The sequence below is a fragment of the Methylobacterium sp. 1030 genome, assembly GCF_040544715.1.
Lineage (GTDB): Bacteria > Pseudomonadota > Alphaproteobacteria > Rhizobiales > Beijerinckiaceae > Methylobacterium.
Window position 1 is genome coordinate 1 of sequence record NZ_JBEPKM010000005.1, and the last position, 26,945, is coordinate 26,945.

Consider the following 26,945-nt stretch of genomic DNA (forward strand, 5'->3'; position numbering starts at 1 on the left):
GACCCCGAAGGGCCCGCTCGACTTGCATGTGTTAAGCCTGCCGCCAGCGTTCGCTCTGAGCCAGGATCAAACTCTCACGTTGAAGAGATTGATCTGGCCGATCACGTATATTCTCAGACGGAGCCTCACATCGACCAAGTGCCAGACGCTTCACAGCGCCAGAACACCCGTCGGTGAGCTCAGAAAGAAGAACAACAGATCGGCACAAGTCTACTCACGCTAGATCTCTCGACCTAGCCGCAAGGACAAACGCCGCCCGCGTCTCCCTTCCTCAATCCAACTTGTCAAAGAGCGCCTCGGTCGCCCGAGGCTCATCAGAGGCAAACAGAAGACCGCCCGGCAATCCCGCCGGCCAGCCCGCCCGCTTGTCAGAAGATGGCTCAGCGCCCGGTCCACTTCCGCGGCCGGCGCCGATGAGCCGGGGTATAGAGCCGCCGATCCGGGCCGTCAACACCCTTTTTGCCGGCCGGCGCGGCGAACCACCCGGAAGCCTGGCGGTGGATGATCGCGGTCTTTCCCGCGCCGGGGCTGGCGCTCGGGAGCAGCACGCCTCAATCTCGACACGCTGGGTCGTGAGATGAGATTGCCGGGCGCGGATGTCGCCTCCGGTATGGTCGAGCCCGGCCTCAGCGCCGCGGATCCCGCGGGAACGCCCGTTCGCCATCGTCTTCTCAGGGCCTTCGAGTGAAGCGCGAGCGACTCAAGATCGGCGACGTGGCCGCCCTCCCCCCGGCACGCGGGGTGCACGAGCCTCTCGACCATCTCGGCGCGACCGCGACGCAGATCGACCGACGCGCCGTCAACCTCCGCTGGCTCTGCGCCAGCAGTCTAACCGGCCTGACCGGCGCCGGTCTGATCGCTGCGGCGCTCCACGTGTCCCTCCAGGGCGACGTCTCCTTCGCGGCCATTCCCGAGAAGGCGGCGATCATGCCCCGCCCCCAGCCGAGCGAGAGCGGCGCCAACATCGCCCGCAAGGGCGACCGGCTGGTGCGCAACCTCATGATCGCCTCGGCCAAGCAGAGCTTCAAGGCGCCGGTCACGGTCCGCCTCGGCGACCGCGAGATCATCAAGGCCAAGGCCTTCGTGCGGCTGACGACGCCCCTGTCGATGACGACGGGCGTCTACGCCGCCGAGCCGCCCCGCTTCGACCCCATGAAGTTCGTCTCCGACGAGCCGCTGGAGCGCGCGCCCGATGCGTCCGCCGACGCCCCCAGCGCCGAGGTCACCGTGGTCAAGCGCGAACTCGCCGACGCTGCCGTCGACGCCAACGCACCCGCCCTCAGCGACGACGACGTCACCGCGCAGGTCGAGGAGGAGCGCCGTATCGCCGCCGAGGCAGGGCGCCGCGCCGCCATCCCGATCGCCCCGCAGATCATGCTGTCGCGGACGCTCCAGCAGGGCGCGGCCGGCGACGGCGACGGTGCGGTGCCGAAGGACGCGAACCCGTTCAAGTCCATCGAGGTGCTGGTCGTCCCGGAGAACGTCACGAAGGTCGCCAAGGTCGAGCTGAAGGCCAACGAGGCGCCGCTCGTGGAGGAGCGCGATCTCGCGCTGAAGCGCGGCGAGACACTGGAGACCACGCTCAAGGCCACCGGCCTCGCGAGCGACGATGCCGTTCGCGGCATCGTCGCCGCGCTCGGGGGCAAGACCCGCACCGCTGCCCTCAACGAGGGGCAGCCGATGCGCGTCCAGGTCGCCCCCGGGCCCCGTCCCGGCGATCCCCGCCAGGTGACGCGCGTGGTGCTGTACGGCGAGAACGGCATCGAGGGCATCGCGGCCCTGAACGACCGCGGCGCCTTCGTGTCGGTGGCGCCCCCCGCCGAGGAGGCCCCCTCCCCCAAGGGACAGCCTCAGGCGGAGGCCGGCGAGGACGAGGACGAGGATTCCGGCTCCGGGCCGCGCCTGTACCAGAGCCTCTACGAGACGGCCGCGCGCCACGACCTGCCGCGGGCCACGGTCGAGGACATCGTCCGCGTCTTCAGCTACGACCTCGACTTCCAGCGCCGCATCGGCAGCGGTGACGGGCTCGACGTCTTCTACAGCACCGACGACGAGGCCAGCGCCGATCGTCCGGACCTGCTCTACGCGGCGCTGACGCTCGGCGGAGAGACCCGCAAGGTCTACCGCTTCCAGTCGCCGGACGACGGCACGATCGACTACCTCGACGAGCAGGGCCGGTCGCTGAAGAAGTTCCTGCTGCGCAAGCCCATCGCCGACGGGATCATGCGCTCCGGCTTCGGTTACCGCCGCCACCCGGTGCTGGGCTACGCCAAGCTGCACACGGGCGTCGACTGGTCGAACCCGATCGGCACCCCGATCATGGCGGCCGGCAACGGCGTGGTGATCCGCGCGGAGATGACCTCGGGCTACGGCAACCGGGTCGAGCTGCAGCACGTCAACGGCTACGTGACGACCTACAACCACATGTCGCGGTTCGGCCGCGGCATCCGCGAGGGCGTCAAGGTCCGGCAGGGCCAGATCGTCGGCTACGTCGGCTCGACCGGCCTGTCGACCGGCGCGCACCTCCACTACGAGGTGATCATCAACGGCCACTTCGTCGACCCGATGAAGATCCGCGTCCCCCGCGGCCGGGAGCTCGACGGGCGCCTGCTCGCCGATTTCAAGCGCCAGCGCGAGCAGATCGACGCCACCATGCAGAAGTCGAAGAGCGCCACCGCCCTCGCCCAGCGCGACGCGGCGGTTCGCTGAGGGAGCGCGCTGCCGCTCAGGCGAAGCCGAGCCGGGCGCGGACAGCCTCGGGCGTCTGGCCGGCCTGCCGGAGGTCGGCGAGGGATTGCGCGTCGCGCGACTTGGACAGCTTCTCGCCCCCGTCATCGAGCAGCAGCGGGTGGTGGCGGTAGCGCGGGACCGGAAGGCCGAGCAGGGTCTGCAGGAGCACGTGCAGGTCGGTGGCCGCCTCCAGGTCGCGGCCGCGCACCACGTGGGTGACACCCTCCACCGCGTCGTCGTGGACCACGGCGAGGTGGTAGCTCGTCGGCACGTCGCGCCGGGCGATCACCGCGTCCCCCCAGCGTGCCGGATCCGCCGCGACCCGGTGCGCGCCGGCCGCGTCGAAGGCGACGTAGCCGTGGGTCGGGCCGGCGCGGCGCAGGGCGGCCGCCATGTCGAGCCGCCAGGTATGCGGGTCGCCGCGGGCGATCCGGTCCGCGGCCGCCGCCGGGTCCAGCTGGCGGCAGGTGCCGGGATAGAGCGGCACGCCGTCCGGATCGCGGGGGCCGTCGCCGCCGGAGGCGACGCGCGCCCGGATCTGGCCGCGTGAGCAGAAGCACGGATAAGCGAGCCCGCACGCGATCAGCCCGTCGAGGGCGACGCGGTAGGCCGCCATGTGCCGGGACTGGTGCCGCACCGGTTCGGGATAGGTCAGCCCGAGCCAGGCGAGGTCGGTGACGATCCCGTCGACGAAGTCCGGCTTCGAGCGCGCGGGATCGATGTCCTCGATCCGCAGGCGGCAGACGCCCCCCATCCGGGCGGCGAGGTCCGCGTTGAGCAGCGCCGAGAAGGCATGGCCGAGGTGCAGCCGCCCGTTCGGGCTCGGCGCGAAGCGCAGCACCGGCGCCGCGGCAGTCACGGGCCGGACCGCCGGATCACCCCTCGCGGCGGTGCAGGCACTGCAGCGCGCCGGGCTGGCAGGCGATGCCGGGCAGCGAGCAGGCCGGCCCCTCGGCCAAGCGCTGGCAGACCTTGCAGCCGTCGGTCCACTCGACGCAGGCCGGGTCGTCGGCCGCAGAGATGACCGGTGCCCCGTGCCGCGCGGGCGCTAGGGCGCCGATGAGCACGGTGGCGATCACGAGGAAGGCGGCGCCCCAGGCGGCAAGCGCGCCGCTCGACGAGCGCGGTGCGGGCGACGGAGGGCTGGCTGTCGACATGGGCCTCCTGTTGGCGTGGGACCCGCCCGCCTGTCAACGCGCACCCTCAGGCGGCCCGCGCGGACTGGCGCTCCAGCAGCGGCGGCAGCAGCTTCAGATTGAGCGGTTTCGCCAGGAACCCGTCGAAGCCGGCCGCCCGGGCGGCGGCCTCGTCCTCCCGGCCGGCATTCGCGGTCAGCGCGACGAGGTGGAGCCGGTGCGCGCCGCCCGACTCGGCGGCGCGGATCCGCCGGGCGGTCTCGTGCCCGTCGAGGCGGGGCATCCGCACGTCGATCAGCGCGAGGTCGAAGGGGCCGTCCGTCTCCAGCCGCGTGAGGGCCTCGAGGCCGTCGACGGCGTGGACCACCGTGGCGCCGAGCCGCTCCAGGGCCCGGGTCGCCAGCAGGGCGTTGATCGGGTTGTCCTCGGCGAGCAGGATCCGAAGGCTGCTGCCGACGCGCGTCGGCGCCGCCGGCGGGGCCGACGTGACCTCGACTGGGCCCGTCGAGGCGAGCAGGCGATCGAACAGGGAGCGCGGGCGGACCGGCTTGATCAGGTAGCCGTCGAAGCCCGCCGCGCCGGGGGCGCCGAAGCCGCGCCGGTCGAACGGCGAGAGGAGCACGAGGCTCGTGCGGACCCCGCAGGCGCGCGCCGCGTCGGCGATCTGCCGCACCGCCGCGTCGCCCAGCGCCCGGTCGGCCAGCACGGCGTCGAACGCAGCCCCCGACAGGGCGTCGAGGCCCGACTCCAGGCTGTCGACGATCACGGTGGCGGCCCCGGCCCGCGACAGGCTGCGGGCGAGGTAGGGGGCCTGGAACGGCGAGTCGGCGACGATCAGGCAGCGCCGCGGGGAGAGCGTCGGCAGCGGCGCGCGCCCGCCGCCCCCGGCGTCCGCGACCTCGGCGAGCGGCAGCAGGACCCGGAAGGTCGAGCCCCGGCCGAGGCGCGAGTCCGCCTCGATCCGCCCGCCCATGCGGGTCACGAGCCGCCGCGTGATGGCGAGCCCGAGGCCGGTGCCCTCGTGGCTGCGGCTCGCGCTGCCGTCGCCCTGCTCGAACTCCTCGAACAGGATCGGCAGCCGCTCCTCCGGGATGCCCGGGCCGGTATCCGCCACGGCGAGCACGACCTCGCCGCCGGCCCCGGCCCGCGCGAAGCTCAGGCTGACGCCGACGCCGCCGCGCTCGGTGAACTTGATGGCGTTGCCGGCGAGGTTGATCAGGATCTGCCGCACCCGGTCGGCGTCGCCCAGGATCGCGGCCGGGAAGTCCTCGGCGACGTCGAGGGCGATCTCGATGCCCTTGTCCTGAGCGCGGGGCGCCAGCAGCTCGACCACCCCCTCGGAGAGCGCCGGCAGGTCGAAGGGCTCGTCCGCGAGGTCGAGGCGCCCCGCCTCGATCCGCGAGAAGTCGAGGACCCCGTCGATCAGGCCGAGCAGCGCCTGGCCGCTGGTGCGCACCGCCTCCACGTAGGTGCGCTGCTCGGGGTTCAGCTCGGTCCCGAGCACGAGGTCGGCCATGCCCAGGATGCCGTTGAGCGGCGTCCGCATCTCGTGGCTCACCGTCGCCAGGAAGCGGGATTTGGCGACGCTCGCCGCCTCCGCGCGCTCCAGGGCCGCGTCGCGGCTGCGGATCGCCTCGACCCGCGCGGTCACGTCCCGGCCCGCGCGCAGCCAGTGGGTCGCGTCGCCGTGCGCCACCGGCATCTCCACGAAGGCGAACCAGCGCGCTCGCCCGTCCGCCGTCCGGACCTGCGCCTCCAGGCGGCGGACCCCGTCCGGCCCGATCTCCACGGCGTTCCGGTCGAGGATCTCGAGATCGTCCTGGGAGCCGATCAGCGCGATCGGCTCGCGGCCGAGCAGGCGGGCGAAATCCTCGTTGGCGTAGGTGATGCGCCCGCGGGCATCCCGCTGGACGATGATCTCGGTCGTGGCGGCCACCAGGGCGCGGTAGCGGTCCTCGCTCTCGCTGATCCGCCAGATGCGGTCCTGCAGCCGCTCGGCCTCGCGCTCGGCGCGCCGCGTTCCGAGCAGGCGCCAGAGGCCGAAGGCCAGTGCGGCCGCGGTCAGGAGCGCCAGGACAGGCGCCATCGTGTCGATCATTCCGGCCTCCCCGGCGTCGGGCCGGTTCGCCGCAGGATCGCAGCCGAACCTGAAGGCGGCGTTGGGAAAGGCCCTTAACCGCCGGTTGCGGACTCCGCGGAGTCCGCGGCGGAGTCCGCGACGCGGCACGGGCTTAACGGAACCGTGAGATGATCGGAAAAGCGGCTCGCGAGTTGCCTGCCAGGACGCAGGTCCGGACGGAGACGGTACATGCCCGGTGAGCACTACGACGTCATCATTGTCGGGTCCGGTCCCGGCGGCGGCACGATGGCGTGGCGCCTCGCCCAGACCGGCAAGCGCATCCTGCTGATCGAGCGCGGCGACTACCTGCTGCGCGAGCCGCGGAACTGGGACAGTCAGGCGGTGATCGTCGACGGCTACTACCAGGCCAAGGAGACGTGGTACTCGTCCGACGGCAAGAGCTTCCACCCCGGCCTGCACTACTACGTCGGCGGGAACTCGAAATTCTACGGCTCGATCCTCTTCCGCCTCCGCGAGAAGGACTTCGCCGAGATCCGCCACCAGGACGGCGTCGCGCCGGCCTGGCCGGTCGGGTACGACGTCTTCGAGCCGTACTACCAGGCGGCCGAGGAGCTGTTCCACGTCCACGGCCTGCGCGGCGAGGACCCGACCGAGCCCTGGTCGACCAAGCCCTACGCCCATCCGCCGGTGGCGCACGAGCCGCGGATCCAGGAGCTGTTCGACAACCTGAAGCGGGCCGGCCACCACCCGTTCCACCTGCCGGTGGGCGTGCGGCTGGTGGAGAAGGACGGCCGCGCGGTGCCGACCTCGCCCTGCATCAAGTGCGAGTCGTTCGACGGCTTCCCCTGCCCCACCAACGGCAAGTCGGACGCGCAGACCATGGTGGTCGACCCCGCCCTGCGCGACTGCCCGAACCTGACGCTGCTCACCCGCACCTACATCGAGCGCCTCGTCACCGACGCCTCCGGCCGCACCGTCACGGGCGTCGTCGGGAACCGGGACGGCGCGCCGTTCGAGGCCTCGGCCGACCTCGTGGTGGTGGCCTGCGGCGCCCTCTCGTCGGCGCTGCTGCTGCTGCGCTCGGCCAGCGACCGCCACCCGAACGGCCTCGCCAACGGGTCGGATCAGGTCGGGCGCAACTACATGCGCCACAACAACTCGACGGTGCTGGCGATCTCGAAGGTCCCGAACCCGACCCGGTTCCAGAAGACGCTCGGCCTCAACGACTTCTACTTCGGCGATCCGGACCCGAAGGACGGCTGGGACTTCCCCCTCGGCCACATCCAGATGGTCGGCAAGTCGGACGGCGCCCAGATCCACGGCGAGGGCCTGCCGGGCTTCCTGCAATGGTTCCCCGACAAGCCGTTCGACTGGATCGCCAAGCACTCCGTCGACTTCTGGCTGACCTCCGAGGACGTGCCGCTGCCGCAGAACCGGATCTTCTACAAGGGCGGCAAGGTCCATCTCGACCTCACCGAGACGAACGTCGAGGCGCACAAGCGGCTCCGGCAGAAGCTGCGCGAGATCTGCAGCTTCACCGACATCCACCCGCACCTGTTCGACCGCTCGCTCTACCTGGGCAAGAACGTCCCGATCGGCGGGACGGCCCACCAGGCGGGGACCCTGCGGTTCGGCGCGGATCCGAGGACGTCGGTGCTCGACCCGAACTGCAAGGCGCACGAGCTGGACAACCTCTACGTGACCGACGCCAGCTTCTTCCCGTCGATCGGCGCCGTGAACCCGACGTTGACCATCATCGCCAACGCCCTGCGGGTCGCCGACCATCTCGTCGCCCGGATGGGCGCCCGGGACGCGATCGCGCCGCCCCGGCTCTTCGACCACACCGAGCCGCGCGAGCCGCTGCCGGCCTGAGGACCGGCGGGGCGCGAACCATCGCTCTCCCCTGCTCGTCCCGAGGTGCCGGCACCGGACGCGCGTGATCGTCCCCGCGCGCCGACTGGCGCCGGGGGCATGGCCCGGGAGGCGAGCACGAGGGACGCGGGACGCCGCGGGAACCCAGGTGTCGGCCAAATACGCGCGGGATCCGATCCCCGCGGCGCCCCGCGGCATCGACCAGGCATGGTCCCCGGCCGGTGCCGTCTGTCTCGTCGCGACGTCTCCGACGTCGCGGTCCTGCGACTCCCCGTTAGCGGTCTCGGGCGAGGTGCGCGCACGCCGTGCCCGCAACCCCCGGAACCCGCATCGGCGCCGTGGCCTTCCAGCCGTCCCCCGCCTCGTAGTGGGCGGGTCCGCAGGTCGCTCAGGGTCGGCCCAGAGGCGGGTCGGCGCGGGGGCATTTCCTCACCCCGCCGGGCACAGTGCCGCCCGGTCTCACGCCCGCGTCCGAGGCACGCCCCGCACCGGTCCGTCGCCCGGGGCGATGGCGGCTGAGAGCCACCGACGCGGGCGCCGCCCCGTCCCCGGACCCGCACGGTCAGCCACCGGGCGGGCCCCCGAAGGACGGCCCGGGATCGCTCCCGGGCCGCCGCGGACAGGTGCGGTCAGGAAGCACAAAATAGGAACATTGTCAAGGCAAACTGAGCTGCGCGCCGCTCTCGACGACGCTTCTCCGTCATCGCGAGCGCAGCGAAGCGAGCCAGGGCGGCGCAACATCGGCAGGCGTCGCGCTGCTGGCTCGCTTCGCTCCGCTCGCAAGGACGTCGGTGCCGAGAAACCATCGGCCGCGGGCACCGTCACATGGGCCGAGCCCTGCCGTCACTCCGGGACGCCGCGGCGCGACTTCGGGATGACGGGCAAGCCGTCGCATCTGCTATGTCGGCACTCCGACCCTCCACCGAACGCGACGCCCGTGGCCATCGACCATATCGATCTCAGCCGGATCGACCTGAACCTGCTGGTCGCCCTCGACGCGCTGCTCGACGAGCGCAGCGTCACGCGGGCCGCCGCGCGGGTCGGGATCGGCCAGTCGGCGATGAGCTCGAGCCTCGCCCGCCTGCGCCGCCTGTTCGACGACGAGCTCCTGACCCGGGCGCCGGACGGGATGCGACCGACGCCCCGCGCCCTGAAGATCGCCGAGCCGCTGCGCGCCACCCTCCGGCAGGTGCAGGCGCTGGTGCACCGGGAGGAGCGGTTCGACCCGGCCACCGTCGAACGCGTCTTCACGGTGAGCCTGCCGGACAGCGTCGAGGCGCTGCTCGGGCCGCGGCTGATCGCGCAGCTCCGGCGGGAGGCGCCCGGCATCCGGCTGCTGCTGCGCTCGGTCGACCGGACCCGGATCCTCGACGAGCTCGACGCCGACCGGGTCGACCTCGCCATCGGCCTGTTCTCGGAGGGGCAGCTCCACCACAAGCAGCGCCTTCTCTACCGGGACAGCTACGTGGTGCTGTTCAACGCCGCCCTGATCGGCCTGGAGCCGCCGATCGGGCTCGACGATTACCTGCGCTTCCCCCACGTGCTGACGTCCCTGCGCGAGACCGCCCACGGGGTCGTCGACGACGCCCTCGCGCTGATCGGGCGCTCGCGCACCCTGGCGGTGACGACCCCGCGCTTCCTCGTGGTCCCGTTCATGGTCCGCGCGGCGCCGGTGATCGCCACGATGCACGCCCGGCTCGCGACCTCCTTCGCCAGCGCCCTGGCGCTGAGCGTCAGCCCCGTGCCGGTGCCCCTCGACGACGTGCCCGTGTCGATGCTGTGGCACGCCTCCTACGACCACGACCCGGCCCACCGCTGGCTGCGGGACCTCCTGGTCCGGCTGGCCCACGAGCCGCCGGCGCCGGGCATCATCTGATACGCTTTCCGCTTGAACGCGACGGTCGACGCATTCCGTGCCGTCTTCACGAGCGGAGCGAAGTGACCCAGGACAGCGCGAGGCTGGCCGGCGTCGCGCGATCTGGATCGCTTCGCTCCGCTCGCGAGGACGGACGTGCGGACGGCATCGACCGGCCGCGAGCAGACCGCACCGTCACAGGCACGGATCCGCTGCGGCCTCCAGGCGGCCGCTCGCGATCGCCGCGCGGAACAGGGCGAAGTCGGCCGCATTGCGCTCCGCGTAGGCCGCGGCCCAGTCGGCGATCGCCCCGCTCAGGTCGTGGTGCTTGCCGCTGCCGCAATAGCCGGCGATCGCCGCCGCGTCCCCGGTCCGCGCGTGGGCGCGCGCCAGCAGCGTCCCGTAGGCGTACGAGAAGGTCAGGAGCGGCGCGCCGGACATCCGCGCCAGCGGGATCGCGCCCTTCAGGTTCTTCATCTGGCGCACGTAGAACGGGCGGCCCGCGATGCTGGTCCAGCCGAGCAGCGGGTCGCCCACCGCCTGGAGCAGGCGCTGGCCGTAGATCACCCGCTCGCCCTCGTGCCCGGAGAACGGCGCCGGCACGCCCGGCAGGTACGGCGCGTGCGCCGGTCGGACCGCCTCCTTGACCTGCAGGAAGAGCGCGTCGGCGTCGGAATTGCCGAACAGCAGGGCGAGGTAGGCCCGGGTCCCGACGCTGCCGACGCCGACGACGCGGTGGGCGACGTCGACCACGTGGTAGCGGTCGAGCATGAAGCGCCGCTCCCGCGGCAGGGTCTCGGCGTAGCGCTCCAGTCCGGTGACGACGCCCTCGCGGGTCGCCGCGTCCACGGGTGTCAGGATCGGCGCGTCGGTCTGCAATTGCCAGGTGCCGTCGGTGCGCCGCTCGGCCACCTGGGCGAGCAGGCTGCGGTTGTTGCGACGCCGCGCCTTGTCGACCGCCCGGCGGACCACCGCCCGGGCCTCCGCGTTCATTTGGAGCCCGGCGATGTGCGGACCGTCGGCGCGGGTCGTCTGGTACCAGACGTCGAGGGAGCCCTGCGGCGCGAGGCGCCGCATCGTGTGCTGGTAGCCGGAGACCGCCTCCATGACGGCCGCCCGCCGCTCGCCCGCCGGCAGGCCCGCGTCGTCGGTGGCGACCGCCAGCCCGGCCGCGAGGCGCTTGAGGTCCCACTCCCACGGGCCGATCGTGACCTCGTCGAAATCGTTGAGGTCGAGGACGATGTCGCGCTGCGGCGTGCCGAACAGGCCGAAATTGTCGGTGTGCGCGTCGCCGTTCATCACGACGTCGATGCCGCTGCGCGGCCCGCGCGACAGGTCCCAGGCCATGACGTGCGCGGCCCCGCGCAGGAACGCGAAGGGCGAGCTCGCCATCCGGGCGACCCGTAGCGGGATCAGGTGCGGCTGGCGGCCCGCGTGGGCGGCCTCGATCAGGGCGACCGGGTCGGGCCGGTCGGGATCGGAAGCCAGGGCGGCCTGGCCCGCGTGGGGCACCTCGGCGCGCAGCCGCTTGCCGGCCTTGCGCCGCTTGTCCCAGGCCTCGACGCCCGCGCGGAGGTCGATCCGCGGGAAATCGGCGACCGGTGCCAGCACCGAGTCCACGGCCGGGGCATCCGCCTCCCGGTCCTCCGGCGGCACGGTCTTGTCGCTCTCGATGCGATCCATCGCTGTCCCATCGCGGCAGCCGGGTCGGCCCCGCCGGTGCGCTCGACCGGCCCGAAGCCGGGGCGGCGGACCGCACGTTAGCATCCGGCCGGCTCTGTGACGTCACGGGCCCGGACGGCCCTTGACCACCCTACAGGGGGGCCCTCTAACGAACCGAGTATTCGGGGGGTGTTCCTCCGTCTCGTGTCGTTCACGGCCTCGCGATCACAGTGCCGGAATCGGCCCGGACGGCCGGGGAACACCGTTACATCAGCGAGACGTCGCATGCCCAAAGGTTCAGATCTCCTCGTCGCGGCCCTCGAGAACGAGGGCGTCGACCGCATCTTCGGGATTCCCGGGGAGGAGAACCTCGACGTCGTCGAATCTCTGCGCAACTCCAAGATCGAGCTGGTCCTGACCCGCCACGAGCAGGCGGCGAGCTTCATGGCCGCCACCCACGGCCGGCTCACCGGCCGCCCCGGCGTCTGCCTCTCGACGCTCGGCCCGGGCGCCCTGAACTTCTCCACCGGCGCGGCCTACGCCCATCTCGGCGCCATGCCGATGATCATCATCACCGGCCAGAAGGGCATCCTGTCCTCGCGCCAGGCCAAGTTCCAGATCGTCGACGTGATCTCGTCGATGAAGCCGATCACCAAGATGGCCCGGCAGATCGTCTCGGCCTCCTCGATCCCCACCATCGTGCGCGACGCCTTCCGGGTCGCCACCGAGGAGCGGCCCGGCCCGGTGCTGCTGGAGCTGCCCGAGGACATCGCCTCCGAGGAGGCCGAGGCGGACCTCGTCCCCTCGCACCCGATCGACATCCCGGTCGCCCACCCGACCGCGATCGCGCGCGCCGCGGACATGATCCTGAAGGCCAAGCGCCCGCTGATCATGCTGGGCGCCGCCGCGAGCCGCCCCCGCGCCACCGGCGAGCTCGGCGGCTTCGTGCAGCGCACCGGCATCCCGTTCTTCACCACCCAGATGGGCAAGGGCACCGTCGCGGGCGGGACCGACCTCTACATGGGCACCGCGGCCCTCTCCGAGCGCGACTACGTCCACGAGGCGATCGACAAGGCCGACCTGATCATCGCCATCGGCCACGATACGATCGAGAAGCCGCCGTTCTTCATGGGCCAGGCCGACCAGAAGGTCGTCCACATCGGCTACATGCCGGCCAACGTCGAGCAGGTGTACTATCCGGATGCCGAGGTGGTGGGCGACCTTGGCCCGACGCTGAAGCTCCTGGCCGACAAGCTCGACGGCAAGCTCCCGAACGCGGGCGCGCTGCTGCACCTGCGCGAGCACATCCTCGGCCACATCGCCGACCGGGCCGGCGAGGACCGCTTCCCGGTGACGCCGCAGCGCCTCGTGCGTGACGTGCGCCGGGTGATCCCGGAGGACGGGATCGTGTGCCTCGACAACGGCATGTACAAGATCTGGTTCGCCCGGAACTACCGAACCTACGTCGCCAACACGCTGCTCCTCGACAACGCGCTGGCCACGATGGGCGCGGGCCTGCCCTCGGCCATGATGGCGGCGATGCTCTACCCGAAGCGGCGCGTGATGGCCGTCTGCGGCGACGGCGGGTTCATGATGAACAGCCAGGAGATGGAGACCGCCGTCCGGCTGAAGCTCAACCTCGTGGTGCTGGTGCTCGACGACTCGGCCTACGGGATGATCCGCTGGAAGCAGGCGGTCGACAAGTTCGCCGATTACGGCATGACCTTCAGCAACCCGGACTTCGTCCTCTACGCCAAGTCGTACGGGGCGACCGGCCACCGGGTCGAGTCGGTCAACGACCTCGTGCCGACGCTGGACCGGGCCTTCGCGGCGGGCGGGGTGCACCTCGTGGCGGTGCCGATCGACTACTCGGAGAACACCCGCGTGCTGGTCGACGAGCTGCGCGCCAAGGTGAAGGATTTCGAGCCGGCCGAGTGAGGCCGGTTTCGCAGATGGTCGGCACGCAAGACAGGGCAGCGCGATGAACCCGTTCACCTTCCAGACCACGCCGAACGTGCTGTTCGAGGCCGGCGCCGCGAAGAAGCTGCCGGAGATCGTCGGCAGCTTCGGGGCCAAGCGCGTCCTCCTCGTCACCGACAAGGGCGTGCGCGGCGCCGGCCTCACCCAGGCCGCCGAGGCGGCCCTGGCCGCCGCGGGCGTCACCCTCGACGTCTACGAGGACGTGGTCGCCGACCCGCCCTCGACGGTGATCGAGGCGGCGGCCAAGCGCGCCCGCGAGCTCGGGACCGACCTCGTCCTGTCGATCGGTGGCGGCTCGGCGCTCGATACCGCCAAGCTCGTGGCCTACCTCGCCAAGTCCGACGAGCCGCTCGACGCGATCTACGGCGTCGGCCTCGCCAAGGGCGACCGCCTGCCGCTGATCCTGGTGCCGACCACGGCCGGCACCGGCTCGGAGGTGACGCCGATCTCGATCGTCACGACGCCGACCACCGAGAAGAAGGGCGTCGTCGCGCCGAAGCTCCTGCCCGACTGGGCGGTGCTCGACCCGGAGCTGACGCTCGGCCTGCCGTCGCACGTCACCGCGGCGACCGGCATCGACGCCATGGTCCACGCCATCGAGGCCTTCACCAGCAAGAACAAGAAGAACCCGATCTCCGACCAGCTCGCCAAGCAGGCCCTGGCGCTGCTCTCGGCCAACATCCGGACTGCCTGCACGGACGGGAAGAACCTCGAGGCGCGCTCCGGCATGCTGCTCGGCTCGATGCTGGCCGGCATGGCCTTCGCCAACGCGCCGGTGGCGGCGGTGCACGCCCTCGCCTACCCGGTCGGCGCGATCTTCCACGTGCCGCACGGGCTCTCGAACGCCCTGGTGCTGATGGGGGTGATGCGCTTCAACCTCTCGCACGCTGAAGGACTCTACGCTGAGCTCGCGCCGATCCTCGACCCCGCGGCCGCGGACCTGCCGCGGCCCGAGGCCGCCAAGCGCTTCGTGGAGAGTCTCGACGCGATCTGCCGCGACTGCAAGGTTCCGGCCTCGCTCGCCGAGGTCGGCGTCGCCCGGCAGGACCTAGAGCGCATGGCCACCGACGCGATGAAGCAGACGCGGCTCCTCGTGAACAACCCGCGCGAGGTCACCTACGACGACGCCTTCGCGATCTACGCCGAGGCGCTGGGAGAGGCGCGCCCGGCGGCGTGAGCATGACGACGGCGGTGATGCCGGGGCTGTCGCCCGATCAGTCCAGCCCACACCGTCATCGCGAGCGCAGCGAAGCGACCCAGGGTGGCGCGCCGTCGTTGAGCATGGCGCTGCTGGATTGCTTCGCTCCGCTCGCGGGGACGGGGGCGACGGTTTCAGCCTCGGGGCTGTGAGGAGAGACGCCAGCATGGACCAGTTCGACGCGTTCCGGGCGATGAGCGAGTTCTGGACGCGGGCCGGCGCGGGCTTCTTCACCCCGGGCGCCGGGCAGTCCGCGACCGGGTTCGGCTGGCCGGCCTTCCCGGGCGGCGACCTCGCGGATCTCGCCGCGGCGCAGGCCAAGCTGACCGAGGCCTGGACCGCCGCCAGCGCCCTCTCGCAGACGCTGACGCGCTCGCTCCAGGGCGGCCCCGGCGCACCGGACCCGACGGCCGGAGCGGTGCTCGCCCGGATCTTCGATCCGCAGGCCTGGCTCGGCGGCTCGGCCGAGTTCGACGCCGCCCTGACCCGCATGGCCGAGGGCCCGCAGCTCGCCGACCTGTGGCAGACCGAGCGGCGCTACGCGGCGCTGTTCACCGCCTGGGCGAGCCTGCGGCGGGCGCAGAGCGAGCATCAGGCCGTGATGCTGCAGGCCTGGACGCGGGCGGCCGGGACCTTCGCGAAGGAGGCCAATGCCCGCGCCGAAAACGGCGAGAGCTTCGCCTCCGCCCGCGAGATGATGAGCCGGTGGATCGAGACCGCCAACGCGGTCCTCCTGGAGGTCCAGCGCTCCGACGCGTTCCTGGCCTCGCAGCGGGCGGTCCTGCGGGCCTCCACGGACCTCCGGCTCGCCCAGCAGGACGTCGCGGCCTTCCTGTCCGAGTTCTACGGCCAGCCGACCCGGGCCGAGCTCGACGACGTCCACAAGAGCCTGACCGAGCTGCGCCGGGAAGTCCGGGCGCTCCGCCGCGAGCGTCGGCAGGCCGGCAAGACCGCGAGAGCCGGCGGTTCACGGGTCGGGGAGGACGCCCATGGCTGATCAGGAGAAGCCGAAGGGGCCCGCCGCCCCGCTGAATCTCACCCCGGCCGCGTTGCTGGCCGAGGTCGGCACCCTCGGCCGCCGCATCAGCGAGGGCGCCAGGCTGTTCGCCGATGTCAGCGACGCCGATGTCGAGATCGCCACCACGCCGAAGGACCTGGTCTGGAGCCAGGACAAGGTCAGCCTCTACCGCTACCGGCCGCTCGCCGAGAGCGCGGGCCTGCCGCCGGTGCTCATCGTCTACGGCCTGATCGGCCGCTACACGATGGCCGACCTGCAGGAGGACCGCTCGCTCGTCCGCAATCTCCTGAATCTCGGCCTCGACCTCTACGTGGTCGACTGGGGCAATCCGGGCCGGGCCGACCGCTACGTCACCATCGACGATTACGTGGACGGCTACCTCGCCGAGTGCGTCGCCTTCATCCAGGAGGCGGCCGGGCGCGAGCGAGTGAGCCTGCTCGGCATCTGCGAGGGCGGCGTCTTCACCACCTGCTACGCGGCGCTCTACCCCGAGACCGTCAACGCGATGGTGCTGACGATCACGCCGATCGACTTCCACGCCGACACGCGGGAGAACCGGGCCGGCCACGGCTTCATCAACGTCTGGACCCGCTCGCTCACGCCCGAGGATGTCGACCGGCTGATCGAGGCGCAGGGGTCGCTGCCCGGCGCCTTCATGGGCTCGGTGTTCTCGATGATGACGCCGATGCGCACCATGACGAAGTACAACCTCGACCTGCTCGACGCCCTCGACGACAAGAAAAAGTTCCTGAACTTCCTCCGGATGGAGAAGTGGATCGCCGACCGTCCGGACCATCCCGGCGAGGCCGCCAAGCAGTGGCTGAAGGACCTCTACCAGGACAACAAGCTGGTCGAGAGCGCCTTCGAGCTCGGCGGCCGGCGGGTGGACCTGAAGGCCATCACCTGCCCGGTGCTGAACGTCTTCGCCCAGGACGACCACATCATCCCGCCGGCCACCTCGCAGGCGCTGAAGGATAAGATCGGCACCACCGACTACACCGAGATGGGTCTGCCCGGCGGCCATGTCGGCGTCTTCGTCGGCGGCAAGGCACAGAAGCTGCTGGGCTCCGGCATCGCCGACTGGCTCGGCAAGCGGGGATAACGTGCAGGCTCGGGGGAGTGCCGCATGGGCAGCCTGAAGAACAAGATCGTCAGCGCCGACGAGGCCGCCGCCATCCTGCAGGACGGCGACATGGTGGCGGTCTCGGGCTTCGTCGGGATCGGCACGCCCGACGAGCTGATCCTGGCGCTCGCCCGCCGCTTCGAATCCGGCAACGGCCCGCACGGGATCGGCCTGATGTTCGCCGCCGCCCCCGGCGACGGCAAGGAGCGCGGCCTCAACAAGCTCGCGATCCCGGGCCTCGTCCGCCGCGTCGTCGGCGGCCACTGGGCGCTCGTGCCGAAGCTCGGCGCCATGGCGGTGGCGGGCGAGATCGAGGCCTACAACCTGCCGCTCGGCGTGGTCTCGCACCTCTACCGCGAGATCGCCGCCCACACGCCGGGCCACATCACCAAAGTGGGGTTACGCACCTTCGTCGACCCCCGTCTGGAGGGCGGCAAGCTCAACGCCGTGACGCAGGAAGACCTCGTCAGCGTGGTCGAGCTCGGCGGCGAGGCCTGGCTCCACTACAAGGCCTTCCCGGTCAACGTCGCGCTGATCCGCGGCACCACGGCCGACCCCGCCGGCAACATTACCATGGAGCGCGAGGCGCTCACCCTCGACAACCTCGCCGCCGCCATGGCGGCGAAGAACTCGGGTGGCTTCGTCATCGCCCAGGTCGAGCGGCTCGCCGAGGCCGGCTCTCTCAACCCGCGCGAGGTGCAGGTGCCCGGCGTGCTGGTCGATTGCGTGGTGCTCAGCACGCCCGAGAACCACCGCCAGACCTACGGCACGCCCTACAACCACGCCTTCACGGGCCGCCAGCGCGTGCCGCTCGACCGGATCGCCCCGATGCCGCTCGACACCCGCAAGGTCATCGCCCGGCGCTGCGCCTTCGAGCTCCCGCCGGGCGGCGTGGTCAATCTCGGTATCGGCATGCCCGAGGGCGTCGCGGCGGTCGCCGCCGAGGAGCGGGTGCTGAAATACCTGACGCTGACCGCCGAGCCCGGCGTGATCGGCGGCCTGCCGCAGGGTGGGCTGGATTTCGGCGCCGCCCTCAACCCGGCCGCGGTGCTGCACCAGAACCAGCAGTTCGACTTCTACGACGGCGGCGGCCTCGATCTCGCCTGCCTGGGCCTCGCCCAGTGCGACGCCGAGGGCAACGTCAACGTCAGCCGGTTCGGCAAGAAGCTCGCGGGCGCGGGCGGGTTCATCAACATCTCGCAGAACGCCAAGAGCCTCGTCTTCGCCGGCACGTTCACGGCCGACGGCCTCAAGGTGGCGGTGGAGGACGGCGGTATCCGGATCCTCAGCGAGGGCCGCTCGCGGAAATTCATCGCCGCGGTCGAGCAGGTGACCTTCTCGGGGGCCTACGCGGCCGAGCGCGGCCAGCCGGTGCTCTACGTGACCGAGCGCTGCGTGTTCCGCCGGACGCGGGCCGGCATGGAGCTGGTCGAGGTCGCGCCGGGCATCGACATCGCGCGCGACATCCTCGGCCAGATGGGCTTCACCCCAATCGTGCAGGATCCGCAGCCGATGGATCCGCGCCTGTTCCGCGAGTCCGTGATGGCGCTGGAGCCCTGGCTGCTGGGCCTCTCGCTGTCGGAGCGGATCAGCTACGACCCGGAGCGCAACATCCTGTTCTCGAACCTCGAGGGCTTCCAGGTCCGGACCATCGACGACGTCGAGCTGGTGCGCCGCGAATACGAGCGCGCCTGCCAGGAGATCGGCAGGAAGGTCCACCTGATCGCCAATTACGACGGGTTCGAGATCGACCCGACGGTGAGCGACGCCTACTTCTCGGCGATCGCCTATCTCGAAAACCGCTATTACGAGACCGCGTCCCGGTATACCACGAGCGCGTTCTTGCGATTGAAACTCGGCGCCTCGTTGGCGAGCCGCGACCTGGCTCCCCATGTCTTCGAGACAAAAGCCGAGGCGCAGGCGAGGAATACGGCCCAGAGCGTGCCTCTCAAGCCGCGGTCCGGCATGTCCCAGCCCGACATGCCGCGGCCGCCGAAGGAACCGTTGGATGCCTGAGTTCGAGACCCCCTCCCTGAAGGACCGCGCCCTGCTGGTCGATGCCTGCCTGATCGGCGGCGCATGGTCGAAGGCCGGTTCCGGCAGCATCGACGTCACCAACCCGGCGACCGGCGCGCTGATCGCCAAGGTGCCGAATGCCGGCGCCGACGAGACCCGGCAGGCGATCAAGGCGGCGCACGAGGCCTACCCGGCGTGGCGCGCCAAGACCGCCAACGAGCGCGCCGTGCTGCTGCGCAAGCTCGCGGCGCTCGTGACCGAGCATCAGGAGGATCTGGCGCAGATCCTCACCGCCGAGCAGGGCAAGTCGCTGACCGAGTCCCGCGGCGAGGTCGCCATGTCGGCCGCCTACGTGCTGTGGTTCGCGGAAGAGGCGCGCCGCGTCTACGGCGACGTGGTCCCCTCCCCCTGGGGCGACCGCAAGATTCTCGTCACCAAGGAGCCGGTCGGCGTCGTGGCGGCGATCACGCCGTGGAACTTCCCGTCCTCGATGATCGCCCGCAAGATCGCCCCGGCTCTGGCCGCCGGCTGCCCGATCGTGATCAAGCCCGCCTCGCAGACCCCGCTCTCCGGCCTCGCCTGGGGCGTCCTGTGCGAGCGCGCCGGCTTCCCGGCCGGCACGGTCTCGATCCTCACCGGCTCGGCCCGCGCCATCGGCGCCGAGATGACCGGCAACCCGCTCGTCAAGAAGATCACGTTCACCGGCTCCACCGAGGTCGGCAAGGTGCTGCTGGAGCAGGCCGCCCACACGGTGAAGAAGGTCTCGATGGAGCTCGGCGGCAACGCGCCCTTCATCGTGTTCGACGACGCCGACCTCGACAAGGCGGTGGCCGGCGCGATGCTCGCCAAGTACCGCAATTCCGGCCAGACCTGCATCTGCACCAACCGGTTCCTGGTGCAGGACGGGATCTACGACGCCTTCGCGGAGAAGATGGCCGAGGCGGCCAACCGCCTGAAGGTCGGCAACGGCGTCGAGGACGGCGTCGCCCAGGGGCCGCTGATCGACATGGCGGCCGTGGAGAAGACCGAGGCCCATATCCGCGACGCCGTGGAGAAGGGCGGCCGGGTGGTGGCGGGCGGCCACCGCCACGCGCTGGGCGGCCAGTTCTTCGAGCCGACGGTGATCACCGGCGCCACCCCCGCCATGGCGGTGGCCCGGGAAGAGACCTTCGGGCCGCTGGCGCCGCTGTTCCGCTTCCGCGACGAGGCGGAGGCGATCCGCATGGCCAACGACACCGAGTACGGGCTCGCCTGCTACTTCTACACCCGCGACCTCGGCCGGACCTTCCGAGTCGCGGAGGCGCTGGAATACGGCATGGTCGGGATCAACGAGGGGATCATCACCACCGAGGTGGCGCCCTTCGGCGGCGTGAAGGAATCCGGCCTCGGCCGAGAGGGCTCGTACCAGGGCATCGAGGATTACCTGAACACCAAGTACCTGTGCGTGGGCGGGCTCGGCGCGTAGGGCCGGGGCACACGCCGGTCCGGATCGGGACCTGACGGGTTCTCCCTCCCCCCGCGCAGGTGGGAGGGAGAACCGGCGGGGCCTACTTCCCGCTGGGCGCAGCGCCGCTGCCGGTGGCGCCGTTGCCCGAGCTGCTGCCGGCGGGGGCGCCGGGCGTGCTGACCCGCGGGCCGCCGCTGGTGCCGGGCGCCATGCCGGCGCCGGTAGACCCGGTGCTCTCCATCGAGCCGGTCCCGGTCCCGGTGCCGCCGACCGCGCCGGACTTGTTGACGTTGCCCTGGTTGGCGCCGCCGGTCTGCGGCGCCTGGGCCAGCGCCGCCCCGGACGTGGCGAGTACGAATGACGTGGCGAGGGCGAGGATCGTCTTCGACATGGGGCCTCCTGACAGGTCGTTGGGCTGTGGTGTGAGGCCAACCCGGGCGCGCCCGGATGGTTCGGTCGCGCCTTCAGCGGGCGAGCGCCTCGCGCCACGCCGTCCAGGGCCAGCGCAGGGGTTCCCCGCCGGCCGCCGGCGCGATCGAGACCGTCGCGGTCCGGCCGCTCACCAGCCGCGGATCCGCCGTGCCGCCGTCGAGGCTGATCCGCACCGGGATGCGCTGGGCGAGGCGCACCCACGAGAAGGTCGGGTTCACGTTCGCGAGCAGGTTGGAGGCGTCGCTGCGGCCGGTCTCGCCGATGCCGCCGGCGATGCTGGCGACGTGGCCGCGGAGCGCCCCGTCCTCGCCCATGAGCTCGACGGTCACGGGCGCGCCGACGCGGATCCGCGGCAGCTTCGTCTCCTCGAAGTAGCCCTCGACCCGGACGGTGTCGCTGTCGATCAGCGCCATCACGCCACGTCCGGTGGTGACGTAGGCGCCCGGCCGCAGCTCCATGTTGGTGATCCGGCCGTTGACCGGGGCGCGCACCGCCGAGCGTTCCAGGTTGAGCTTGGCGAGGTCGCGATCCGCCAAGCCCTGCTCGTAGGCGGCCCGCGCCGACAGGTCGGCCGCCTTGGCGGCCTCGACCCGCTGCTGCGACACCGCCGCGTCGGAGAGCCTGCTGTAGCGGGCGTAGTCGGCCGCCTCCTGCTCGGCGGTCGCCTTGCGGCCCTCCACCATCGCCTCCGCCTGCCGCAGCCCCAGGCGGAACCGGTCCGGATCGATCCGGAACAGGACGTCGCCCTTCCGCACGACCTGATTGTCCTCCACCAGCACCTCGGTGACGAGGCCGGAGACGTCGGGGGCCACCGCCACCACGTCGGCGCGCACGCGCCCGTCCCGGGTCCAGGGGGCGTCCATGTAGTAGTCCCACAGGCCGAGGCCGACGATCAGCGCCGCGGCGACCATGCCGAGGGTGACTAGGAGGCGGCCGAGGGCGGAGAACAGGGCGGTCATGGCAGGGTCCGGTGGGCGAGGGTCACCACGCCGCCGAGCAGGACGACGTAGAGGGCGAGGTCGAAGAGCGGCCGGTGCCAGACGAGGCGGTAGAGGCCGGTCGCCGCGAGCAGGCGGCGCAGCGGCAGGCCGAGGGCGAAGGCCAGCGCCATCCAGAGGGCGAGGCCCGGCACGAACACGCCGCAGAGGTCGATCTCGCCCATCATGCCGCCATCTCCCGGTGGTCCAGGGCGGGCGCCGCCCGGTAGGCCGCCGCGTCGGCGAAGAGCCCGCGGCGCAGGCCGGTGAGGCCGATCAGGGCGGCGCGCCGCTCCGGCGACGGGGCCGCGCCCGCGACGGCGTCGAGCGCCTCGTCCAGCGCCGCGAGCAGCGCCGCGTCCGGCCGGTCGGTCCGGCCGCGCAGCTGGCGCGCCGCCAGCGCGAGGACCCGGTCGACGGTGTTGCGGGCCGGGCCCGTCAGCCGCCGGCGCACCCGGCGAACCTCCACGAGGTTGATGCCCACCCGGACATCGGCCAGCAGGTCGCCCACGGAGGCGGACGTGTCCGCGGGCAGGCTCGCCAGCCGCGGCGCGATCAGGCCGACGCGGTCGAGCATGAGGGCCGCGAGTTCGAGCCCGTGGCCGGTGCCGCGCCCGTCCGCGGCGGCCGCGAGGCTGCGCCGGTTGATCCCGATCAGCCGCCGCGCGCTCCAGCCGGCGCCGACCGAGCGGATCACCCGGGTCACCGCGGCGGCGATCCACATGCCCACCACCGAGGCGATCACCCCGTTGGCGAAGGGCGCGAAGTCCCCGCTGTAACCGTTCTGGAGGGCCAGCAGGGTCGCGCCGTTCAGCGCCGCGCCCATGCCCATCGGGGCGGTGCGCGGCTGCGTCATCATCAGGCCGCACAGGATCAGGGCCGGTGCGAGCGCGAGCGCCAGCATCTCGAAGGAGGTGGCGAGCGGCAGCACGGCGAACAGGTAGAGGCCCGCGCCGAGGGCGCCGACGATCGCCGAGTTGGCGAAGCTCAGGATCTGCGGCGCGGGATCGTCCTGCGCGGCGAACAGGCAGCAGGCGACCGCGCCCATCATCGGCGCCGCGGAGCCGTCCGGCCAGCCGGTGGCGATCCAGATGGTGCAACAGGCGAGCAGGCCCGCGAACACCCCGAAGGCCGAGAACGCGGCCAGCCCGTGGTCCCGGTGGCGGATCGACCGGACGCGGGCCGTGTAGGCGAAGGCGAGCGGCGCGCGGGGCGCGGTGCCGACCGCGAGGTGGCCGCGCAGTACCCGCAGATCCTGGCGCAGGTCGATGACGTCGCGCAGGCGCGCCGCGAGGCTCGCGAGGAGGAGCGTGTTCCAGTCCGGCGCTCGGCCGAGGGCGGGCTCGAACCCGTCGATCCGGTCGCGCAGCCGCGCGGCGCGATCCGGATCGTCGACCTCGTCGGCGAGCCAGTCGATGAGGTCCGACAGGAAGGCCCGGACCCGCGCCGGAACAGCGCCGGCTTGCTCGAGGGCGGCGACGCGGTCCGCCACGGCGGCGACGATCGGCAGGACCATCAGCATGTGCTGACGGAGGGGCGCGAAGGCCTCGGCGGCGCGCTCCGCGCCCGTCGCCTCGTTGCGCAGGGCGAGGCCGAGGGCGTCGAGGCCGATCGCGTCCGAGGCGAGGCGCAGGCGCCGGCCCTGGCTCGGCCCAACGGCCTCCGGCGCGCGGGCGGCCGCGAGGGCGCTCCGGATCCAGGCCCGGGCCTCCGCCGACCAGTCGTTCAGCCGTCCGACGATGAGCGGGGCCGCCGATTGCGGCAGGATCAGCGTGGCGGCGAGGCTGGCGCAGACGATGCCGAGGGAGATCTCCTCGGCCCGCGCCACCGCCGTGTCGAAGATCGCCCCGGGATCGTCGACGGCGGGGAAACCGATCAGCGCCGCCGTGTAGCCGGCGAGCATCGGCAGGTAGCTCGCGGGGGTTCGGTCGAGGAGGGAGACGTAGAGGCAGAGCGCGACCCACAGCGCCACCGCGAGGCTCAGCAGGATCGGCGCGTTCACGAGGTTCGGCACCAGCACGACGCTGACCGCCGCGCCGAGCACGGTGCCGCAGACCCGGTACGCGGCCTTCGCGCGCGTCGCGCCGGAGAGGACCTGGCTGGTGATGTAGACGGTGCCGAGGGCCCAGTAGGGCCGCGGCAGGTCGATCCAGAGCGCGAGGTACAGGGCGAGCATCGCCGCCGCGTAGGTCTTCAGCGCGAAGGCCCAGTCGCGCCATGCGGGGAGGGTCACGGCACCGGCTCCGGCTCGGGCGCGGCCCCGACGGTGGCGCGGCGCCGGTGGCGGCCGGTGGTCAGGAGGGCGTGGGTGTCGATCTGCTGATGTCGCCCGCGCGTCGTCGGACCATCGATGCCGGTCACAACCTGATCCACCGTCGCGAGGAGCCGGCGAGGTCACCGGATCAATCGGCTCGCACGCCGATAGATAGCCTCATATCGATCTCGATTGAGGGATGCCGCGAGGGGATCAGGGCTGCGCCAGAAGAATGAGTCGACCCATAACTTGGGTTTGTTCTGCGGCGGGCGCATATAATCCGGTCGCTGCACGGGGCGGGTGCGGACGCGCAGCCGCCGTCGCGGCGATCCCCGAGCCGCAGGCCGGATCCCGCGATCGCGTCGTCAGGCCGAGTGGCTGTTGTGGATCTGGTCGAAGTCGAGGGACGCCGTGTCGATCACGATCTGCGTGCGGCTGATGACCTCGAGCTTGCGCAGGATCTCCGAGACGTGCGCCTTCACGGTCGAGTCGCCGACCTGGAGCTCGTGGGCGATCTGCTTGTTGAGCTTGCCCTGACGGATCATCATCAGGACCCGCAATTGCTGCGGCGTCAGCCGGGCGAGGCGCTCGGCCAGTGGCGCCTTCTTGGACCGGGGCGCGGGCGCACCGGCCTCGGCGAGCCCGGGCGGCAGAAACAGCGCCCCGCTCATCACCTCGGTGATCGCCCGGGTGAGCGTCGCCTTGTCCATGGCCTTGGGGACGAAGCCCGCCGCCCCGTGCTGCAGGGCCTCGCGGACGATGCGCGGATCCTCGTGGCCGGAGACGATCAGGATCGGGATGCGCGGGAAGCTCGCCCGGATGGTGATCAGCCCGTCGAAGCCGGTGACGCCGCGCATGGACAGGTCGAGGAGCGTCAGGTCGATGCCGCGGTTCGCGGCGAGCACCGCGCAGGCCGCCTCGATCCCGTCGGCCTCGTGCAGCACCGCGTCCGGGTGCGCGAGGCGGATCGTGGCCGCCAGGGCGTCGCGGAACAGCGGGTGGTCATCGACGATCAGGAGATGCACGGAGACCTCGGTCCTTCGCTCGAGATCCTCACAGGATCCGCCGAATACGCGGGCGGGAGGTCCGAAGGTGATCGATGCGGCCCCGGGGCGCAAGCGGGTGTTGAGACGACCGCCCGGCCCCGGGACCTGGGCGTGCCGACCCGCGGGGGCCGGCACGCTTCCGATTGAGCGCCTTCAGCGCGACGCCACCGTCTTCGGCAGCTTGAACGCCCAGAAGCTGCCGCCCTGGTTGATGCCGGCCGTCGACTTGGCGACCTCGCCGCCCCAGAGCGGCACCGCGCCGCCCCAGCCGGCCGCGACGCCGACCCACTGCTCGCCGTCCTGCTCCCAGGTGATCGGCGAGGAGACCACGCCGGTCCCGACCTGGAACTTCCAGACCTCCTCGCCGGTCTTGGCGTCGAAGGCCTTCAGGAAGCCCTCCGGCGTGCCGGTGAAGACGAGGTTGCCCGCGGTGGTGAGCACGCCGGCCCAGAGCGGGGCCTTGTTCTTGTACTCCCACACGACCTTGCCGGAGGCCGGGTCGATCGCCTTGAGCGAGCCGATATGGTCGTCGAAGACCGGCTTGATGGTGAAGCCGGCGCCGAGGTAGGCGGCACCCTTCTTGTAGTTCACCGGCTCGTTCCAGATATCCATGCCCCACTCGTTGGAGGGCACGTAGAACAGCTTGGTGTCGGGGCTGTAGCCGATCGGCATCCAGTTCTTGCCGCCGAGGAAGCTCGGCACCGCGAAGACCGACTTGCCCTTCTTGTCGTTGCCGGTCGCCTTGCTCGGGTCGCCGGGGCGGTTCTCCTCGTTGTAGATCGGGCGGCCGTTCTCATCGATGCCCTTGGCCCAGTTGATCTTCTCGACGAACGGCGTCGCCGAGATGAACTTCCCGTTGGTCCGGTCGAGGACGTAGAAGAAGCCGTTGCGGTCGGCGGTGGCGCCGGCCTTGATGGTCTTGCCGCCCTTGTTCAGGTCGAACGGCACGAACTCGTTGACGCCGTCGAAGTCCCAGCCGTCGTGCGGGGTGGTCTGGAAGCCCCAGACGATCTCGCCGTTGTCGGGGTTGAGGGCGAGCCGCGAGGAGGTCCACTTGTTGTCGCCCGGCCGCAGCCAGGAGTTCCACGGGCCGGGGTTGCCGGTGCCGAAGTAGATCAGGTTGGTCTCGGGATCGTAGGTGCCGCCGAGCCACGTGGCGCCGCCGCCGAATTTCCACATGTCGCCGGGCCAGCTCTCGTTGACCTTGCCGGTCATGGTCGAGGGCTTGCCGTTGAGCTCGCCCATGTGGCCCTCGATCACGGGCCGCTTCCACACGACCTCGCCGGTCTCGGCGTCGCGGGCCTCGATCCGCCCGATCACGCCGAACTCGCCGCCCGACACGCCGGTGATGATCTTGCCCTTCACGATGATCGGGGCGGCCGTGTAGCTGTAGCCGGCCTTGAAGTCGTCGATCTCCTTCCGCCAGACGACCTTGCCGGTCTTGGTGTTGAGCGCGACGAGCTTGGCGTCGAGCGTGCCGAAGTAGACGTTGTCCTTGTAGAGCGCGGCGCCGCGGTTCACGACGTCGCAGCAGGGCAGGATGCCCTCCGGCAGGCGGGCGTCGTACTCCCACTTCTTCTCGCCGCTGCGGGAATCGATCGCGTACATGCGCGAGTACGAGCCCGTGACGTAGATGATGCCGTCCTTGACCAGCGCCTGGCTCTCCTGGCCGCGCTGCTTCTCGCCGCCGAACGAGAACGACCACGCCGGGACGAGGCCCTTGATGTTGTCGCGGTTGAGCGTCTTCAGCGGGCTGAAGCGCTGGGCCTGCGGGCCGAGGCCGTAGGTGACCACGTCGCCGGGCGTCTTGGCGTCGTTGATGATGTCCTGCTCGGTGACCCCCTGGGCCATGGCCGGCAGGGCGCCGCCCGCCACGAGGGCGGCGACGCCCACCGCGGCGAGGAACCGGGTCCGCATTCTCATGACGTGTCCTCCGTGGTCGGCCCCGGTCCGTGTGGCCGGGGCATCCGGGTTTCGACGCGGGCCGCACGAGTCGCGGGGCGCCCCCTTGGAGGACGAAGCTATCGGGCTTCTCAGGAAAGTCTTATTGGCCATTGGTCCAATAAGGCCACTCTGCGGACCGGCGAATGCAATGTATTCGTCGAGATCGGCGCTCGGA

20 protein-coding genes and 1 rRNA gene are annotated in these 26,945 nt (G+C 71.6%); 9 read left to right on the top strand and 12 right to left on the bottom strand.

Going from position 1 to position 26,945, the window contains the following annotated elements:
* Nucleotides 1–82 (bottom strand): 16S ribosomal RNA (locus ABIC30_RS08045); the annotation flags it as partial.
* A 602-nt stretch (nucleotides 83–684) separates the two neighbouring features.
* On the opposite strand from ABIC30_RS08045, the gene ABIC30_RS08050 reads away from it, so the two are divergent.
* Nucleotides 685–2,709 carry a M23 family metallopeptidase gene (locus ABIC30_RS08050; protein ID WP_091927400.1) on the top strand — a complete coding sequence of 675 codons (2,025 nt, stop codon included), beginning with the start codon at nucleotides 685–687 and terminating at the stop codon, nucleotides 2,707–2,709.
* A 16-nt stretch (nucleotides 2,710–2,725) separates the two neighbouring features.
* On the opposite strand, the gene gluQRS is transcribed toward ABIC30_RS08050, so the two are convergent.
* Genes gluQRS through ABIC30_RS08065 form a run of 3 tightly spaced genes read right to left on the bottom strand, consistent with a single transcriptional unit; the run spans nucleotide 2,726 to nucleotide 5,964 of the window.
* On the bottom strand, nucleotides 2,726–3,589 hold the full coding sequence (gene gluQRS / locus ABIC30_RS08055; protein ID WP_354454644.1) for a tRNA glutamyl-Q(34) synthetase GluQRS: 864 nt from the start codon (nucleotides 3,587–3,589) through the stop codon (nucleotides 2,726–2,728).
* A 16-nt stretch (nucleotides 3,590–3,605) separates the two neighbouring features.
* Nucleotides 3,606–3,887, bottom strand: coding sequence for a hypothetical protein (locus ABIC30_RS08060; protein WP_234082766.1), 282 nt, complete (start codon nucleotides 3,885–3,887; stop codon nucleotides 3,606–3,608).
* A 46-nt stretch (nucleotides 3,888–3,933) separates the two neighbouring features.
* Nucleotides 3,934–5,964, bottom strand: a complete 2,031-nt coding sequence (locus ABIC30_RS08065) for an ATP-binding protein (RefSeq protein ID WP_331327343.1) — start codon at nucleotides 5,962–5,964, stop codon at nucleotides 3,934–3,936.
* Nucleotides 5,965–6,174: 210 nt separating this feature from the next.
* On the opposite strand from ABIC30_RS08065, the gene ABIC30_RS08070 reads away from it, so the two are divergent.
* Complete coding sequence (locus tag ABIC30_RS08070; RefSeq protein WP_020095077.1) at nucleotides 6,175–7,818, top strand: GMC oxidoreductase; 1,644 nt, start codon at nucleotides 6,175–6,177, stop codon at nucleotides 7,816–7,818.
* Nucleotides 7,819–8,755: 937 nt separating this feature from the next.
* Entirely contained in the window at nucleotides 8,756–9,694 is a 939-nt protein-coding gene (locus ABIC30_RS08075) for a LysR family transcriptional regulator (RefSeq protein WP_020095076.1), read from the top strand.
* Nucleotides 9,695–9,868: 174 nt separating this feature from the next.
* Here ABIC30_RS08075 and ABIC30_RS08080 read toward each other — a convergent pair whose 3' ends face one another.
* Entirely contained in the window at nucleotides 9,869–11,356 is a 1,488-nt protein-coding gene (locus tag ABIC30_RS08080) for a DUF2252 domain-containing protein (RefSeq protein WP_234082762.1), read from the bottom strand.
* A gap of 264 nt (nucleotides 11,357–11,620) precedes the next feature.
* On the opposite strand from ABIC30_RS08080, the gene ABIC30_RS08085 reads away from it, so the two are divergent.
* From ABIC30_RS08085 to ABIC30_RS08110, 6 genes are all read left to right on the top strand, one after another.
* Nucleotides 11,621–13,273 (top strand): acetolactate synthase large subunit, encoded by a 1,653-nt coding sequence (locus tag ABIC30_RS08085; protein ID WP_020095074.1) that lies wholly within the window; start codon nucleotides 11,621–11,623, stop codon nucleotides 13,271–13,273.
* 43 nt (nucleotides 13,274–13,316) lie between these two features.
* Nucleotides 13,317–14,492, top strand: coding sequence for an iron-containing alcohol dehydrogenase (locus tag ABIC30_RS08090; protein ID WP_020095073.1), 1,176 nt, complete (start codon nucleotides 13,317–13,319; stop codon nucleotides 14,490–14,492).
* Nucleotides 14,493–14,679: 187 nt separating this feature from the next.
* On the top strand, nucleotides 14,680–15,510 hold the full coding sequence (locus ABIC30_RS08095) for a poly(R)-hydroxyalkanoic acid synthase subunit PhaE (RefSeq protein WP_020095071.1): 831 nt from the start codon (nucleotides 14,680–14,682) through the stop codon (nucleotides 15,508–15,510).
* Entirely contained in the window at nucleotides 15,503–16,633 is a 1,131-nt protein-coding gene (gene phaC, locus ABIC30_RS08100) for a class III poly(R)-hydroxyalkanoic acid synthase subunit PhaC (RefSeq protein WP_020095070.1), read from the top strand. The genes ABIC30_RS08095 and phaC overlap by 8 nt, the downstream gene beginning before the upstream one ends.
* A 24-nt stretch (nucleotides 16,634–16,657) precedes the next feature.
* Nucleotides 16,658–18,670 (top strand): acyl CoA:acetate/3-ketoacid CoA transferase, encoded by a 2,013-nt coding sequence (locus ABIC30_RS08105; RefSeq protein ID WP_020095069.1) that lies wholly within the window; start codon nucleotides 16,658–16,660, stop codon nucleotides 18,668–18,670.
* Nucleotides 18,663–20,135, top strand: a complete 1,473-nt coding sequence (locus ABIC30_RS08110) for an NAD-dependent succinate-semialdehyde dehydrogenase (protein ID WP_020095068.1) — start codon at nucleotides 18,663–18,665, stop codon at nucleotides 20,133–20,135. The genes ABIC30_RS08105 and ABIC30_RS08110 overlap by 8 nt, the downstream gene beginning before the upstream one ends.
* Nucleotides 20,136–20,217: 82 nt before the next feature.
* On the opposite strand, the gene ABIC30_RS08115 is transcribed toward ABIC30_RS08110, so the two are convergent.
* From ABIC30_RS08115 to ABIC30_RS08145, 7 genes are all read right to left on the bottom strand, one after another.
* Nucleotides 20,218–20,508 (bottom strand): hypothetical protein, encoded by a 291-nt coding sequence (locus ABIC30_RS08115; RefSeq protein WP_020095067.1) that lies wholly within the window; start codon nucleotides 20,506–20,508, stop codon nucleotides 20,218–20,220.
* Between the two features lie 73 nt (nucleotides 20,509–20,581).
* The gene (locus tag ABIC30_RS08120; RefSeq protein WP_020095066.1) at nucleotides 20,582–21,508 is read right to left on the bottom strand and encodes an efflux RND transporter periplasmic adaptor subunit; all 927 of its coding nucleotides are present in this window, start codon (nucleotides 21,506–21,508) and stop codon (nucleotides 20,582–20,584) included.
* Nucleotides 21,505–21,714, bottom strand: a complete 210-nt coding sequence (locus tag ABIC30_RS08125; protein ID WP_026605231.1) for a DUF1656 domain-containing protein — start codon at nucleotides 21,712–21,714, stop codon at nucleotides 21,505–21,507. The genes ABIC30_RS08120 and ABIC30_RS08125 overlap by 4 nt, the downstream gene beginning before the upstream one ends.
* Nucleotides 21,711–23,759 (bottom strand): FUSC family protein, encoded by a 2,049-nt coding sequence (locus ABIC30_RS08130; protein ID WP_020095064.1) that lies wholly within the window; start codon nucleotides 23,757–23,759, stop codon nucleotides 21,711–21,713. Before ABIC30_RS08130 ends, ABIC30_RS08125 begins: the two co-directional genes overlap by 4 nt.
* On the bottom strand, nucleotides 23,756–23,887 hold the full coding sequence (locus tag ABIC30_RS08135; RefSeq protein ID WP_020095063.1) for a hypothetical protein: 132 nt from the start codon (nucleotides 23,885–23,887) through the stop codon (nucleotides 23,756–23,758). The genes ABIC30_RS08130 and ABIC30_RS08135 overlap by 4 nt, the downstream gene beginning before the upstream one ends.
* A gap of 258 nt (nucleotides 23,888–24,145) precedes the next feature.
* A complete protein-coding gene (locus ABIC30_RS08140; protein ID WP_020095062.1) occupies nucleotides 24,146–24,805 on the bottom strand; it encodes a response regulator in 660 nt (219 codons plus the stop codon).
* A gap of 174 nt (nucleotides 24,806–24,979) precedes the next feature.
* Nucleotides 24,980–26,749, bottom strand: a complete 1,770-nt coding sequence (locus ABIC30_RS08145; RefSeq protein ID WP_026605230.1) for a PQQ-dependent methanol/ethanol family dehydrogenase — start codon at nucleotides 26,747–26,749, stop codon at nucleotides 24,980–24,982.
* Nucleotides 26,750–26,945 lie beyond the last annotated feature (196 nt).